At 69.2% G+C, this 14,731-nt stretch carries 10 protein-coding genes; 8 read left to right on the top strand and 2 right to left on the bottom strand.

Features of this window, described 5'->3' with window-relative positions:
* Window positions 1-147: 147 nt before the first annotated feature.
* Window positions 148-354, top strand: a complete 207-nt coding sequence (locus HLH28_RS02805; RefSeq protein ID WP_182944201.1) for a cold-shock protein — start codon at window positions 148-150, stop codon at window positions 352-354.
* 140 nt (window positions 355-494) lie between these two features.
* Here HLH28_RS02805 and HLH28_RS02800 read toward each other — a convergent pair whose 3' ends face one another.
* Together HLH28_RS02800 and HLH28_RS02795 are read right to left on the bottom strand one after the other, a co-directional pair.
* On the bottom strand, window positions 495-1,325 hold the full coding sequence (locus tag HLH28_RS02800; RefSeq protein ID WP_182954190.1) for a siderophore-interacting protein: 831 nt from the start codon (window positions 1,323-1,325) through the stop codon (window positions 495-497).
* Between the two features lie 34 nt (window positions 1,326-1,359).
* Window positions 1,360-1,989, bottom strand: coding sequence for a PadR family transcriptional regulator (locus tag HLH28_RS02795; RefSeq protein WP_182954186.1), 630 nt, complete (start codon window positions 1,987-1,989; stop codon window positions 1,360-1,362).
* A 251-nt stretch (window positions 1,990-2,240) separates the two neighbouring features.
* Between HLH28_RS02795 and HLH28_RS02790 the strand changes: the two genes are divergently transcribed.
* The 7 genes from HLH28_RS02790 (at window position 2,241) to HLH28_RS02760 (ending at window position 14,717) form a co-directional block, all read left to right on the top strand.
* Window positions 2,241-3,314, top strand: coding sequence for a glycosyl hydrolase family 8 (locus HLH28_RS02790; RefSeq protein ID WP_182954182.1), 1,074 nt, complete (start codon window positions 2,241-2,243; stop codon window positions 3,312-3,314).
* 279 nt (window positions 3,315-3,593) lie between these two features.
* On the top strand, window positions 3,594-4,244 hold the full coding sequence (locus HLH28_RS02785; protein ID WP_182954180.1) for a hypothetical protein: 651 nt from the start codon (window positions 3,594-3,596) through the stop codon (window positions 4,242-4,244).
* An 85-nt stretch (window positions 4,245-4,329) separates the two neighbouring features.
* Window positions 4,330-5,085 (top strand): cellulose biosynthesis protein BcsQ, encoded by a 756-nt coding sequence (gene bcsQ / locus HLH28_RS02780; protein ID WP_275943703.1) that lies wholly within the window; start codon window positions 4,330-4,332, stop codon window positions 5,083-5,085.
* Entirely contained in the window at window positions 5,085-9,830 is a 4,746-nt protein-coding gene (gene bcsA / locus HLH28_RS02775) for a UDP-forming cellulose synthase catalytic subunit (RefSeq protein WP_275943702.1), read from the top strand. The genes bcsQ and bcsA overlap by 1 nt, the downstream gene beginning before the upstream one ends.
* The gene (locus HLH28_RS02770) at window positions 9,827-13,600 is read left to right on the top strand and encodes a cellulose synthase subunit BcsC-related outer membrane protein (protein WP_182954174.1); all 3,774 of its coding nucleotides are present in this window, start codon (window positions 9,827-9,829) and stop codon (window positions 13,598-13,600) included. The genes bcsA and HLH28_RS02770 overlap by 4 nt, the downstream gene beginning before the upstream one ends.
* 1 nt (window position 13,601) lies before the next feature.
* A complete protein-coding gene (gene bcsD, locus HLH28_RS02765) occupies window positions 13,602-14,033 on the top strand; it encodes a cellulose biosynthesis protein BcsD (protein WP_182954171.1) in 432 nt (143 codons plus the stop codon).
* Between the two features lie 39 nt (window positions 14,034-14,072).
* Window positions 14,073-14,717: an SGNH/GDSL hydrolase family protein gene (locus HLH28_RS02760; RefSeq protein ID WP_182954169.1), complete on the top strand. Its 645-nt coding sequence runs from the start codon at window positions 14,073-14,075 to the stop codon at window positions 14,715-14,717.
* The last annotated feature ends 14 nt before the right edge of the window (window positions 14,718-14,731 follow it).

The raw sequence follows: 14,731 nt of genomic DNA, 5'->3' as shown, positions 1-14,731 counted from the left end.
CCCCGATCTATAATGTAGCGCGCGGCTGGACTTTTTGGCCTCGGCAGGATCGCACAACAGCCGCTCGGCGAAGTTCTGGTCTCTCCATTTTGAAAAGTCTCGATGCCACGCATGTTCGCGTGGAAGCCGAATATCAGGAGACCTGCAATGGCGACAGGTACCGTAAAGTGGTTCAACTCGGAGAAGGGGTACGGCTTCATCCAGCCGACCGACGGCTCCAGCGACGTCTTCGTGCATATCAGCGCGGTCGAGCAGGCCGGGCTGCGCAGCCTGAACGAGGGACAGAGCGTCAGCTACGAGCTGGAGAAGGGCCGTAACGGCAAGACCTCCGCCGTGGGTCTGAAGGCGGAGTGAGTCCCGGGCCGGGCGGGGCAACCCGTCCGACCGGGGCCAGGCGATCGCCCCGGTGACGGCGGCGCATCAGGAAAAGGCGGCGTTCCCTTCGGGGAGCGCCGCCTTTTTTGATTCCGGAGCGGGAGGGGGCGATCGGCCGTTCAGGCGGGATCCGCCTGGGGGTCCTCGATCCGGGCGCCACCGTTTGCGGCGCCGCGCCGCCAGTAGCCTGCGGCACGGATCTGGCGGCGATCCAGGGCCTCGTCCGCCATCAGGTGGGCGCGCAGGCGCCGGGCCGTTTCGATCTCGGCGCCGATCCAGACATGGATGTCGCGCGTGGGAAGCGGCAGGCGGCGCAGCGCCTCGTCCAGCACCGGCGACTGGCCGGCGGGGGTGCCATTGCGATGCAGCCAGACGATGGTGGCATCCGCCGCGGTGGGCAGGCGCCGTTCCTCGTGGCTGTCGGCGACCTCGATCAGGGCGGTCACGCGCGTGCCGGGCGGCAGTTCCTCCAGCCGCCGCGCGATGGCGGGCAGGGCGGTTTCGTCGCCGATCAGCAGATAGGCCGCGTAATCGTCGGGAATCAGGACCGATCCGCGCGGTCCTCCGACGCCCAGCCATTGTCCGGGCCGGGCCTGCGCCGCCCAGGTCGTGGCGGGACCATCGCCGTGCAGGACGAATTCGACGCTGAGTTCGCCCGTCGCCGGGTCGAAGCGCCGGGGCGTGTAGTCGCGGCTGACGGGCGGCGGTCCGTCGCCCGCGGCGCCGGGACCTGCGCCGGGATCGGGCAGGATGGGCCGGTCCGTCCCGGGCGGGGGGAAGAACAGTTTTACATGGTCGTCCGCCGCCGCGCTGGTGAAGCCCTCCAGCGTCGGGCCGGTGAAGACGATACGGCGCATGCGCGGCGACAATTGCTCGACGCGCGCGACCTGGACGTGGCGCAGGCGCAGGGGATGGCGCAGGCGCACCGGGGTGCGGAACAGAAGGGTCATGACAGATGGCCTTTGCCTGGGGAAACAGGAGGCATCAGCCGGCGTCGCCGGAGATGTCCGCGGCGGCGCGGGCCAGGATCTGCGCGATGCGGCGGGCCTCGTCCGGCGAACAGCCGCGCTTGCGCACCAGGGCGCGCTTGAGGACGTGGCGGGCCTGATGCAGTTCGTCGGCGGCCTGCGGGTCGTGCGCGTCGACGCCGGCGAAGGCCTCGCGCACCTCGGCCATGCGACCGCCGATCCGTGCCAGCATATCGAGGATGGCGTCGGCCTGTGCGCGGCGGCCGTCCAGGTAGGCGCGCCCGTCATCGGTCAGGGTGTAGAGCTTGCGGTTGCCGTCCTGCGTCACGGCGGCGTACCCGATTTCGTCCAGATAGGTCAGGGCCGGATAGATCATGCCGGGGCTGGGGGCGTAGAATCCGCCCGACCGCTCTTCCAGCAGGCGGATCATCTCATAGCCATGGGCGGGCTTTTCCGCGAGCAGGGCCAGAAGAACCAGCTGGAGGTCTTCGGAGCCGAGCTTGCGCCCGGTGGGGAAATCGCCGCCACCGAATCCCCGGCCGAAGCCGTCGCCGAAGCCGCGGCCGAAACCGTGGCGTCCGCCTCGGCGGCCGATGGCATGCAGGACATGATGAAGGCGATGGGAGGGAGTGTGATTTTTAAACATATCTTACGATATACGTATCTAAAGATATAATTCAAGATAAATCTAACGACCGGATTCCGTTGCCTCGGCCGGGGCGTCCCCGCGTGGAGCGGGATGACGGCGGCGGGTTTTGGCGGTAAGGCTGACCATGACATGGCGCGCGATCCCCGAGCGAGCGGGGCGCCGCGACCGTGTCGCGGGATGGTCCATGACGGCGCCCGGCGGGTTTTCCCGGGGTCCCATCCCCGGCGATGAGGGATGACAGCGGTCCGATGACAGCGTTTCTTGCGCGGCGTCACGTTCTGGCGGCGGCGGCCGGCGGGGCGATGGCGACCCTGAAGCCGGGGGGCATCGCCGCGCGCGCCGCCGATATGAATGACTGGATGTTCTATCGCCGGCATTTCGTCTCGGCCGACGGGCGTGTGATCGACAATGGCAACGGCAATGTCTCGCATACCGAGGGGCAGGGCTATGGCATGCTGTTCGCGCAGGCGTTCGACGACCAGGACACGTTCAACAGCCTGTTTCGCTGGACCGAGCAGACGTTGCGTCGCCGGGACGACGCGCTGCACGCCTGGCATTACCTGCCCGACGCGCCCAACCCTGTGCCGGAGAGCGAGAATGCGACCGACGGCGACCTGCTGATCGCGCTGGCCCTGACCCTGGCGGGCGATCGCTGGGGGCGGCAGGAACTGACGGACGCCGCCTGCGCGATCTATGCCGCGGTCCGCAAGAAACTCGTGGTCCAGGTAGGATCGTACTCCGTGCTGTTGCCGGGCCTGTACGGGTTTTCCTTTTCGGACCGCGTGGTGCTGAACCCGTCCTACTACATCATGCCGGCCCTGCTGGCGGGGGCGCTGCTGGACGATGCCGCCACCTGGATGCGGGTGGTGCGCGACGGGCGGCGTCTGCTGCATCGGGCGAAGTTCGGGCGGTGGGACCTGCCGCCGGACTGGCTGGCGTTGCCCAAGGTCGGCGGGACGCCGGGGATTGCGCAGTCCTGGCCGCCCCGTTTTTCCTATGACGCCATCCGCGTGCCGCTTTACCTGCAATGGGCCGGGATGCTGGATGCGCCGACGCGGGCTTCGCTGCAACGGTACTGGAACGCCTGGGGTCCCGGCGGCCTGCCGGCCTGGGTGGACCTGAAGACCGGCGAGCGCGCGCCCTATGGCGCCCCGCCCGGCTTCCATGCGCTGGGTGTCGCCTGCGGCCTGGCGGACCCGTCGGATTTTCCGGCGATGGAAACGAACACCAATTATTACTCCGCGTCGCTGACGTTGCTGTCGCGGCTGGTGCAGGACGGGATGGCCGCCGGCGTCATGCGTCAGGCCGCATCACCGAATTGATATCACTGGCGAAATGGAAGAACTCCCCTGGTTCTTGCGAGGAATCGGGTATATGTTATAAAAATCGGGATGTTTTTTTCATGTCTTCCCCGGATTGCTTCGAATACGACATGCTGACGTGTCCGCCAGGATGAAATATTCGGAATTATGCCGGAACAGGTGGCCGGCCGGCCCCGGTCGGTCCGTTCGTGAACAGGGGATGTTACCCGGCCTGATACGGCCCTGACATTGTCGGGACGTGATGCCGGTTCCCAATGGATGGTGTTTCAGGGGTGCCCGATGTCAAACGATACCGACGCCGATTTCCCGCTATTGAACGCCGCGCTGCCCCCGTCGGTGCTGACGGGCGTGGACGATGCCGGCGCCCCCGATGTCTCGGGCCTGCGGGTCGCGGTGGGCGAGCCGCTGTTCCCCTATCGCGCCTTCGACAATCTCGACCGGATTCATCCCACCACCATCGCGTCGCCGACCCCGGCGCCGCCGGCTGCGCCGCTGGCCGGCCTGGCGGGGCTGGGCGGCACGCCACGGCCGCCCGAGCCGCGCGGTGGCGGCGGGCTGTTCGGCCTGGCCGACGCGCCGGCCGCGGCGGTTCCCCCGTCCCCGGTTCCGGTCCCGCCCTCTGCGGCTCCCTCCTCATCCGCGGCCCCTTCATCCATGGCTCCGACGCCTTCGTTCCCTGCTTCGACGTTCCCCGCATCGGCGCGCCCCGCCCCGGCCTCTCCGGCCCCGGCACCCGGCCTTGCAGGTCTCGCCGGGCTGGGTGGTGCCGGCCGTCCGCAGTCCCCGGCCCCGTCCCCCGCGCGGTCGCCCGAATCTTCATCTTCGCAATCTTCGCACGGCGTCAGCCTGACGGAGATGTTTGCGGTCCTGCGCCGTGCGGCCCCGCCCGCCGGCCGGGCGGACAGCAGCCTTCGGGATATTTTCCGCTGACCGCGCCGGTGTCGTCCTGCCCTCGGGGCACGGATCCTGCTTCGGGGCCGGTGACAATGACGGATGCCGTGGCGAAAGGCGCTCGATGCCATTGATCTGTTGCGTCTCTCCGAAGGGGGGCGTGGGCAAAAGCACGATGGCGGCCAATCTGGCGACCACGCTGGCGCTGGATCCGACGCTGCGCGTCGTGGCCGTCGACCTGGATCCCCAGAACATGCTGCGCCTGCATCTGGGCGTGCCCCTGCATGAAGGGCGGGGCTTCGCCCATATGCTGGACCAGCCGCAGCTCTGGCACCAGGTGGGGCAGCGTACGGACGACGGCATGACGGTGCTGCCGTACGGCGCGCTGGACCTGTCGGCGTCGGTGAACATGTCGGCCCGTCTGGAACAGGCCCCCGCGCTGCTGGCCGAGCCGCTGAGGATTCTGGCGTCCGACCCCGCGTCGATGGTCGTGGTCGATACCGAGCCCGGTCCGTCGACGGCGCTGCGGGCGATCCTGCCGCATGTGGATGTCCTGCTGACGGTGCTGGCGGCCGATGCGGCCTCGGCCGCGCTGTTCCCCGACATCGAATCGGGGCGGGCGTATGGCCATGGGCTGCCGGCCGCGCAGTATTTCGTTATCAACCAGTTCGATCCCATGACGCGCCTGGGACCGCGCATCGCCCGCAGCCTGGCCGCCCAGATGGGGCCGCGCCTGCTGGGGGTGGTGCATCGCGACGAATACGTGTCCGAGGCGCTGGCGGCGCAGAAGACGGTCGCAGCCTACGCCCCGCGCGCGCAGGCCAGCCACGACATCGCGGGTATCTGCCGGAAATTGCTGACGGCGCTGGGACGATACTGATGGCGAAGACGACGGCGCGCCTGTCCTCCCTCCTTCTCCGCAATCGCCTGATGACCTGGCTGGGCCGCCGTTGCGGCCGCCTGGCGGAGGGACGGCACGGGACGAAATTCCTGGCGGCCTGCGGGCTGGTCGGATCGGGGCTGGCGCTGCTGGCGACGCAGGCGCTGCTGTCCGACAACCAGCAGCTGGTGGTGGCGGCGGCGGGCGTGGCGCTGTTCTTCATCGTCGACCGCAAGGAAGGCGGCGAGGCGACCCTGTTCCTCAAGGTCCTGTCGCTGGTGGTGTCCTTCCGCTATGTCGCCTGGCGCCTGACCGAGACGGTGGAGTGGCAGTCCTGGCCGCAGGCGATCCTGAGCACCGGCCTGCTGCTGGCCGAAGGCTATGCCGTGATGATGCTGGTGCTGAGCTATTTCCAGACGCTGCGTCCGCTGGAGCGCAAGCCGGTGCCGCTGCCCGACGACGTATCGACCTGGCCCAGCGTGGATGTCTATGTCCCGACCTATAACGAGGACCTGGATATCGTGCGCGTGACGGTGCTGGCCTGCATGAGCATGGACTGGCCCGCCGACCGGCTGAACGTCTATATCCTGGACGACGGTCATCGCGAATCTTTCATGGAATTCGCCCGGTCCTGCGGCGCCGGCTATATCGCGCGGTCGAACAATGCCCATGCCAAGGCGGGCAACCTGAATCACGCGATGTCGGTCACGACGGGTGATTACATTGCGATCTTCGATTGCGATCACGTTCCCACCCGCGCGTTCCTGCAGACCACGATGGGCTGGTTCCTGGTCGACCCCAGCGTGGGCCTGATGCAGACGCCGCATCATTTCTATTCGCCCGATCCGTTCCAGCGGAACCTGTCGCGCGGGCGCAACGTGCCGCCCGAGAGCAACATCTTCTACGGCCTGGTCCAGGAAGGAAACGATTTCTGGAACGCGTCCTTCTTCTGCGGTTCATGCGCGGTGCTGCGGCGCACGGCGCTGGAACAGGTGGGCGGGATCGCGACCGAGACCGTGACCGAGGACAGCCATACCGCATTGCGGATGCAGCGCCTGGGCTGGTCGACCGCGTATCTGCGGATGCCGCTGGCCGCCGGACTATCGACGGAACGGCTGATCCTGCATATCGGCCAGCGCATCCGCTGGGCGCGCGGCATGATGCAGATCCTGCGCGTGGACAATCCGCTGCTGGGTCGCGGCCTGACCCTGCCGCAGCGGCTGTGCTATTTCACGGCGATGGCCGGGTTCCTGTTCGCCATCCCGCGCCTGGTGTTCCTCAGCGCGCCGCTGTCGTACCTGCTGTTCAACCAGACCCTGATCGCGGCCTCGCCCATCGCGCTGCTGGCCTATGCCATGCCGCATCTCTTCCACTGCATCGCCACCACGTCGCGGGTTCAACGGAACTGGCGCTATTCGTTCTGGAGCGAGATCTATGAGACTGCGCTGGCGCTGTTTCTCGTACGGATCACGATCGTGACCATGCTGCTGCCCAAGCTCGGGAAGTTCAACGTGACGGACAAGGGCGGCATCCTCGACAGTTCGTTTACCGACTGGCGGGCGATCTATCCCAACATCGTGTTCCTGGGCGTGCTGACCTGCGGCGGCGGCTGGGGAATATGGCGGCTGCTGGCGGATCATAACGACCGGCTGACCCTCAACGCGCTGTGGACGAACCTGGCCTGGATCGCCATCAGCATGCTGATCGTGCTGGTCGCCATCACCGTGGGGCACGAGACGCGACAGGTCCGGCGCGATGCGCGCATCAGCGCCACCCTGCCACTGGTGCTGCGCACCGCCGACGGTCGCCTGTGCCGGGGCACGACCATCGACGTGTCGCGCGGCGGATGCCGGGTGCAGATGGATCTGGCGGCGGGCGAGGCCATCGATCCGGACGCGGTCGTCCATGTACTGCTGGAACCGCATGACCCGCCGGTCACCGCCCGCACGCTGGCCCTGCGCGACGGCGTGCTGAACCTGCGGTGGACCCCGGCCACCATCCAGGACGAGGCGCGGGTGACCCGTTTCGTGTTCGGGCGCGCCGATGCGTGGGCCGCGTGGGCGGATTATCCGCCCGATCGACCGCTGCGCAGCCTGTGGATGATCATCAGCAGCCTGCGCAGCCTGGCGATCCGCAGCGACCGTCCGGCCAGCGCCCGCCACGACCCCCGCGCGATCGAGGCCGCGCAGCGCGCGCGCCAGAGCGTGAGCGTCACGACCCGGCGCTCCGTCGCGCTGGAACCGCGCAAGACGGGCACGCCCCTGATGCTGGCCGGGATGCTGGTCCTGTCCTCCGCGCTTCTGGGGGCGATCCCCGCGCGTGCGGCGGCGGCCCCGCCGGCCGCGTCGGTCGATCCGTCCGCGCCCACCCCGTTTGGCACCTCGTCCCCGGCCGCTGCCCCCGCCGCCGGGGCGTCGCCGCCGGCCGGCGGCGATGATGGCGTGCTGCTGCCGGACAGCGCCGTCGCGCCGCAGGGGGGCGAGGCCGCCCCATCCGCCCCAGGGGGCCCTGCCGCCGGCGGCGTGCCCCCTGGCGGGGCCGATGCCTCGGCCGAGAACCTGCCGGGCACGTCCACCCGTACCCGCACGCTGCATCAGCTCGGCGCGATGGACGCGCTGCGGATGACGCCGTTCGCGACGATCCAGGGACTGAATTTCGGCGTGCCCGGCAACCAGGTCGTCACCGCCGCGCACCTGACCCTGACCGGGGCGGTGTCGCCCGCCCTGCTGCCGTCGGTCAGCAGCGTGACCGTCCGGCTGAACGACCAGTATATCGGCACCATCCCCGTCGATCGCGATCATCCGGCCTTCGGGCCGGTGACGTTCCAGATCAATCCGGTGTTCTTCGTCGGGCGGAACACGATCAATTTCACCTTCGCCGGGCAGGAGGACGTGGGCGGCCAGCCGGGCACCAATCCGTTCAGCGGCATGCTGTGGGCAGAGGTATCGGGCCAGTCGACGCTGACGCTGACGACCGCCCCGCTGCCGCCCCGGCGGATGCTGTCGCAACTGCCGGCCCCTTTCCTGGATCCGGCAGTGGCCGAGCCGGCGGTGGTGCCGTTCGTCCTGCCCGCGGGCGCCGCGGCCGCGTCTCTGAAGCCGGCGGCGGTGATTGCGTCGTGGTTCGGCCGGATCGCTGATTTCCACAAGGTCAGTTTTCCCGTGTCCGACAGCGCGCCCGCCTCGGGCAGCGCCGTGGCCGTGGGCGTGCTGTCGCGCCTGCCGCCCGCACTTACCCGTGGAATCGTGGCCAGCGGGCCGACCCTGGCGGAAATCCTCAACCCGAACGATCCGTTCGGCACCATCCTGCTGGTGACGGGCCGCACGCCGGACGAGGTGGCCACCGCCGCCCGCACCCTGGTGTTCATGCCCGAATCCCTGGCCAGCACGTCCAGCCAGACGGTCGCGCCCGTCAGCATACCCGCACGTCGGCCCTATGACGCCCCGGCCTTCATTCCGACCGACCGGGTGGTCCGCTTCGGGGAGCTGGTCAGCGTCGGCACGTTGCAGGGTTATGGCTACGTGCCCGGGACGCTGTCGGTTCCGTTCCGCATTTCGCCGGACCTGTACACCTGGCGCGGCCGGCCCTTCACCGCCGATTTCCGCATTCATGCCCCGCTGGCCAGCAATTTCGACCTGGAGCAGTCGCGGGTGGATGTCAGCCTGAACGGGCTGTACCTCCACAGCTACGCGTGGCGTCCGGCGCGGCGGCTGCCGCGCTGGATCGCGCAGTACCTGCCGCTGCATTCCGCGTTGGAGGAAGACAGGCTGGCGTTGCCGTCATGGGGCGTCTATGGCCAGAACGCCCTGCAGTTCTATTTCGACGGTCGGCCGATCGCCCGGCGCGACGGCGGCATCGTGGCGCAGGACATGGCCGTCAGCATCGATCCGGATTCGACCCTCGATTTCCGGCGCGCCCATCATTTCACCACGCTGCCCAACCTGGCCTATTTCGCGAATAGCGGCTTCCCGTTCACGCGCATGGCGGACCTGTCGGATACCGTCGTCGTCCTGCCGGATCAGCCGGGGGCGGCGGTGACGACGGCGTTCCTGGATTTGATGGGGGTGCTGGGGTCCTATACCTGGTACCCGGCGGAACGCCTGACGATCATGGGCGCAAGCGGGATCGCCACCGTCCCGGACAGCGACCTGCTGGTCATGGACACGTTGCAGGGCAGCGGCCCGATCGCGTCGCTGCTGGACCAGACCCCGTACCGGATCGAGAACGGACGCCTGCACGTGGCGGAGCGCAGTATCCTGAACGGCATCCGCTATGTCTTCGCCGGGGGGCCGGTGGATGAAACGCGGACGGTGACGCTGGACGGGTCGCTGGACCTGCAATCCGGCGGCGCGCTGATCGGCGCGCGGTCCCCGCTCGGCGGCCAGCGCTCGATGGTGATGATGCTGGCGGGCACGCCGCAGGGGCTGGACGACCTGGTCCACGCCCTGCAGGCGCCCGAGCGACAGCGCGGGATCCAGGGCGACCTGACCGTCATCAACGGGGACAAGATCGTGGCGTCGCGCAACGGGCCGATCTACACGGTCGGGACGCTGCCCTGGTGGCTGTGGTTCGACTGGTTCCTGCGCGGCCATCCGGTCCGGGTAACGGTCTTCACCGTGCTGGGCGCGCTGGTTGCCGGCCTGGCGCTGCACAAGGCCGTGTCGCTGCGGGCGGCGCGGCGCAAGGCCTATGTCGACCCGCGGGATATATCCGGCGCGCAAAACCGTGGCGGGCCGGCGCGATGATGCGGACGCGGGCGGGAACCGGGCTGGGATTGCTGCTGCTGGGGGCGTCGCCGCTGGCGCTGTCGGTGGCGCGTGCGCAGGTCGCGGTGCAGGTGACCGCGGCACCGGGGGGCAACAAGCCGGCCGCGGCGGGTGCGGCCGCCGAGCAGGGCGGGCTGGTCGCGATCCTGGTCCAGCGGGCGCGGTACTGGTACGAGCACGGCCAGATCGACCAGGCGCAGCAGGCGATGGCGCAGGCACGGCAGATCGCGCCGGGCGACACGCGGGTCCTGGCATTGTCGGGGGAATGGGCCCTGCATGCCGGCGACGTGGAGAGCGCGCGCAAGATGGCGCAGTCCCTGGCGACGATCGCGCCGGGGGCGCCCGAGACGCTGCGGCTGAACCAGGCGCTGCGGGTGCAGGCCCTGCCGGAGTCCAGCATCGCGCAGGTCCGCCAGCAGGCGCGCGACGGCCATACGGGCGCCGCCGCCGCCGGATATCGCCAACTGTTTCCCGACGGGCCGCCGCCGCAATACGCGCTGGAATATTACCAGACGCTGGCCGGCGCGATGGGGTACCGCGAGGAGGGACGCGAGGGGCTGAGGAAGCTGATCCAGACCGATCGCAACAACATGGCCGCGCAGATCGCCTATGCCCAGGTGCTGACCTGGCGCGAGCAGACGCGGGCCGAAGGGCTTGCGCGCCTGCAGAAGCTGGCGGCCCTGCCGGGCCTGCGTGCCGAGGACCGGGACGCGATCCGCCAGAACTGGCGCGCCGCGTTGCGCTGGCTGTCGGAAGCGCCGGAAAGCGTGCCGTATTTCGATGCGTGGCTGGCGATGAACCCCGGCGACGCGGATATCCAGGCCCTGCGGACCAAGGCGCAGGGCGGGTTGTCCGAACAGGCGGTGCTGGACCGCACGCAGGGCTACCAGGCGCTGGGCAGCGGCGATGTCCAGGGGGCCGGAACGCATTTTGCCGCGGCCCTGGCGCGCGCGCCGAACGATGGCGACACGCTGGGCGGGCTGGGGCTGGTCCGCATGCGGCAGGGCCGGATGCAGGAGGCGCGCGACCTGCTGGAAAAGGCCGTGCAGGCCGACCCCGACGGGGGTGCGAAATGGCGCGACGCGCTGAACGGGGCGCAGGTGTCCGGGTCCTATGCCCAGATCCGTGCGTTGCTGGAGCAGGGACATTACGACCAGGCGGAGCATCTGGTCGACGACATGCTGGTGCTGGATCCGTCGCAGACGGGATTGCTGGCGATGAAGGCGGATATCGCGCGCCGGCAGGGCCACCAGGCCGCCGCCGAGGATTTGTACCGGCAGGTCCTGCGCAAGGAGCCCGGCAACCAGATGGCGTTGCAGGGCCTGTATCACCTGCTGATGTCCTCGGGGCGGGAGCAGGAGGCGGCACCCTTGATGGACCGCCTGCGCCGGATCTCGCCGGCGTTCGAGCGGCAGGCGGAGATGGGCGACGTGGTAGCGCGGGCCGAGCGCACCACGAACCTGGACGAGAAGATCACCTTGCTGCGGCAGGGGCTGGATGCGCAGGGCAGCGATCCGTGGCTGCGGCTGCATCTGGCGCAGGCGCTGGTGCAGGCCGGCAACCGGGACGAGGCCCGCGACGTGATGGCCCCGCTGCTGGCAGACGATCGGCATGCCAGCATCGCGGCGTTGCAGGCAGGCATCTATTTCGCAAACCAGAACAACGACATGGCTACGGTCCGGCAGTTGCTGGCACGTCTGCCGCGCGTCGGCATGACCGCCGATATCCGCCGCGTCGCGGACCGGGCGCAAGACCAGGAACTGGTCGAGAACGCGCCCGCCGACCTGCCGGAGGCGCGGCTGTATTTCCTGCAGATCGCCCGCCGGGGACATGACCCGGACGGTCTGCGGGGGCAGTTGATCGCCAATGCGATGATCGACCGGCACGACCCGGCCGGTGCGGCGCGGGTGTTGCAGGTGTTTCTCGATACCGCGCTGTCGCCGTCGGTGGCGCAGCGCCTGGCCTATGCCGGAACGTACCTGCGGATGCAGCAGCCGCAGAGGGCCCGCGAACTGCTGGAGAGCATCGGCAATGCCCGGCTGGACGACCAGCAGGCCCAGGTCCGCCGCGACCTGCAGACCGGCCTAGCCATCATGACGGCGGACCGCCTGAACGCGCAGGGTCGGCAGGCCGATGCCTATGACGCGCTGCAGCCCGCGCTGTCGGGCAGCCAGCCCAGCCCGGCGGCCCGCCTGGCGCTGGCGCGGCTGTACCAGTCCAGCTCCCGGCCCGATGCCGCGCTGTCGATCACCAGGGCCGTCGTGGCGCGTGACCCGACCGACCTGGACGCGCGCCTGGCGGTGGTGCGGCTGGCCGTGCAGACCAACGATCTGGACGAGGCCGAGAACCAGCTTCGCGACATGACCGAACAGGCCCCGGCCGACCCGCGCACCTGGCTGGCATCGGCCGCCATCCACAAGGCCGGCGGCAACTGGGTCGCCAGCCTGGACGATCTGTCGCGTGCCCGCGCGCTGCGCCGCCAGCAGCTGGGCATCGATCGGGCGGGGGACGGCGTCGAAGGCGCGATCGACAACCCGTTCCGCACGGCCACCCCGGCCGCGCATGCCGGGCAGCCGGGCGAACAGGATCCGATCCTGGCCAGCATCGATAACGACGTGACCAGCACCGCGCGGGAATTCGCCCCGTTCGTGGACATCGGCCCGGTGTTCCGGGGGCGGTCGGGCACCGGGCTGAACAGGCTGACCGAGGGCGACCTGGCGCTGACCGGTTCGTTCGCCGTCGGACCGGGGCGGCTGTCGCTGGGCATTACGCCGACAGTCCTGTCGTCGGGCACGGGCAGCACGGATTACCTGGAAGGCCTGCGGGAGGTCGGCTCGACCGCGCTGGCCGCTGCATTGACCCAGGATCCGGCGGCGCTGGCCAGCGTGTATGCGGACGCCGCGCGGGCCCGCGACGCGGTCGGCGTGGCGACCGACGCCGCCTATACGTGGAACTGGGTGAAGGCCGATATCGGGTCTTCCCCGCTGGGCTTCCGCGTCATGAACGTGCTGGGCGGGGTGGAGCTGAGCCCCGAGGTGGCGAACCGGCTGCGCCTGCGGGTCACGGCCGAACGCCGCGCGGTGACCGACAGCGTCCTGGCCTATGGCGGGTTGCGCGATGCGGCGTCCGGCGTGACGTGGGGCGGGGTCGTGCGCGACCGTGCGCACGTGCAGCTGGAATATGGCGACGAGATGATGTCGTTCTATGCCGGGGGCGGATTTTCCTACCTGCAGGGCAAGCGCACCCAGGACAACGAGGAATATGAGGCCGGGGCCGGCGGCAGCGTCTCGGTCTTCCATGACGCGGTGCACGACGTGCATCTGGGCGTCGACATGGACTGGTTCAAATACAACAACAACCAGTACCTGTTCACCGTGGGCAACGGCGGATATTTCTCGCCGCAATCCTATTTCGCGCTTCTGGTGCCGCTGCGGTACACGGGCCACCGGGGCAACTGGCGCTGGCGGGTGGGCGGATCGGCGGGCTACCAGTCCTATTCCCAGCGGTCGGCCCTGTTCTACCCCACAAGCGACCTCGCGCAGGCGGTGCTGGACACGTTGGATCCGGCGGGCGCGCTGGCGCCCCAGCGTTCGAGCTCGGGCCTGGTGGGCGGCGCGGATGCGCTGCTGTCCTACCAGGTCACGCCCGCGCTGCGCGTGGGCGGAAATTTCCTCTACCAGAAGGCCGGTCCGTGGAACGAGACGACCGCCGGCCTGTCCGTTCATTACGATTTCATGGGTATGCCCTGATATGTCCGCTGACCTGACGCTTTTCATGCGGGAATTCGCCCGCGCCTTCGACGAACAGGCGGGGGCGGAGGCGCGGGACCGCTTCCTGCGCGCGGTCGGCGCGCGGATGGCCGACCGGCTGGTCCTGCCGCCCTGCACGACGATCGAGGCGATGGAGCACGAGATGAACGCCCTGCTGGCGCTGGTCGGCTGGGGCCGGGTCAGCCTGGCGCTGGACCGGGGGCGGCAGGTCCTGCAGATCCGCCATGCCGGCCTGCCCACGCTGGGCGGCCTGGGCGCCCCCGCCGGATATTGGCTGGCGGCATGCCTCGCGGGGGTATACGAGACGTGGATCGGCCGGCAGCCGGACGGGACGGGCGGCTGTGCGGTCACCTGGCGGCCCGACCAGCCGTGCGAGGGCGACGTGTTCGTCATGGAATATGGGAGCGCATGACGTTTCCGCGTTGAGTCGAAAAAGAGGAACAAGGGCAGAATGCACCCGTTACTGGTCGGTCTGACAATTCTGCTGATTGGCGATAGTCACATCACCTTCAAGAACTCGCTGCTGGCGACGCTGCCCGACGAGCTGGCGCGGCAGGGGGCGAAAGTCGTCACCTACGGCCTGTGTTCGTCCAAGCCCGAGGACTGGGTGGACGAAAAGCCCGCGAACATCTGCGGCTATACCGTGCGGGTGGGGGTCGAGCCGATCAAGCTGTTCATGGAGAAGGACCAGGCCCCGCCGAACATGACCGCCCTGATGGCGCAGTGGCGTCCCAACGCGGTGATCGCGGTGTTCGGCGACGCGATGGCCGGGTACGGGCAGAAGGCCATGCCCAGCGAGTGGATCGACGAACAGGTGCGGGCCCTGGTGCGGCAGATCGGGTCCACGACCTGCGTCTGGGTCGGGCCGACCTGGGGGCAGTACAACCCGCGCTATGGCAAGACCGACCAGCGCACCACGGAACTGGTGGCCCTGCTGAAACAGGACGTGGCGCCCTGCCACTATATCGATTCGACCACCATGTTTCAGCCCGGCAAGGTGGAGACCGAGGACGGCATCCACCTGACGACCGAACTGTACCGCACCTGGGGGACCGACCTGTCGCAGGCGATCGTTCCCCTGCTGGCGAAGAAGTAACGCCCCCGCCGGTG

Origin of the sequence: Gluconacetobacter tumulisoli (assembly GCF_014174155.1) — a bacterium.
GTDB lineage: Bacteria > Pseudomonadota > Alphaproteobacteria > Acetobacterales > Acetobacteraceae > Gluconacetobacter > Gluconacetobacter tumulisoli.
This window is presented reverse-complemented; position numbering and strand designations above follow the sequence as displayed.

Excerpts from the sequence above, each read along its gene's own strand:
- HLH28_RS02770 (WP_182954174.1), top strand. The coding sequence starts at position 9,827 with ATGATGCGGACGCGGGCGGGAACCGGGCTGGGATTGCTGCTGCTGGGG.
- HLH28_RS02760 (WP_182954169.1), top strand. The coding sequence starts at position 14,073 with ATGCACCCGTTACTGGTCGGTCTGACAATTCTGCTGATTGGCGATAGT.
- bcsA (WP_275943702.1), top strand. The coding sequence starts at position 5,085 with ATGGCGAAGACGACGGCGCGCCTGTCCTCCCTCCTTCTCCGCAATCGC.
- HLH28_RS02790 (WP_182954182.1), top strand. The coding sequence starts at position 2,241 with ATGACAGCGTTTCTTGCGCGGCGTCACGTTCTGGCGGCGGCGGCCGGC.
- HLH28_RS02785 (WP_182954180.1), top strand. The coding sequence starts at position 3,594 with ATGTCAAACGATACCGACGCCGATTTCCCGCTATTGAACGCCGCGCTG.
- bcsD (WP_182954171.1), top strand. The coding sequence starts at position 13,602 with ATGTCCGCTGACCTGACGCTTTTCATGCGGGAATTCGCCCGCGCCTTC.
- HLH28_RS02800 (WP_182954190.1), bottom strand. The coding sequence starts at position 1,325 with ATGACCCTTCTGTTCCGCACCCCGGTGCGCCTGCGCCATCCCCTGCGC.
- HLH28_RS02795 (WP_182954186.1), bottom strand. The coding sequence starts at position 1,989 with ATGTTTAAAAATCACACTCCCTCCCATCGCCTTCATCATGTCCTGCAT.
- bcsQ (WP_275943703.1), top strand. The coding sequence starts at position 4,330 with ATGCCATTGATCTGTTGCGTCTCTCCGAAGGGGGGCGTGGGCAAAAGC.
- HLH28_RS02805 (WP_182944201.1), top strand. The coding sequence starts at position 148 with ATGGCGACAGGTACCGTAAAGTGGTTCAACTCGGAGAAGGGGTACGGC.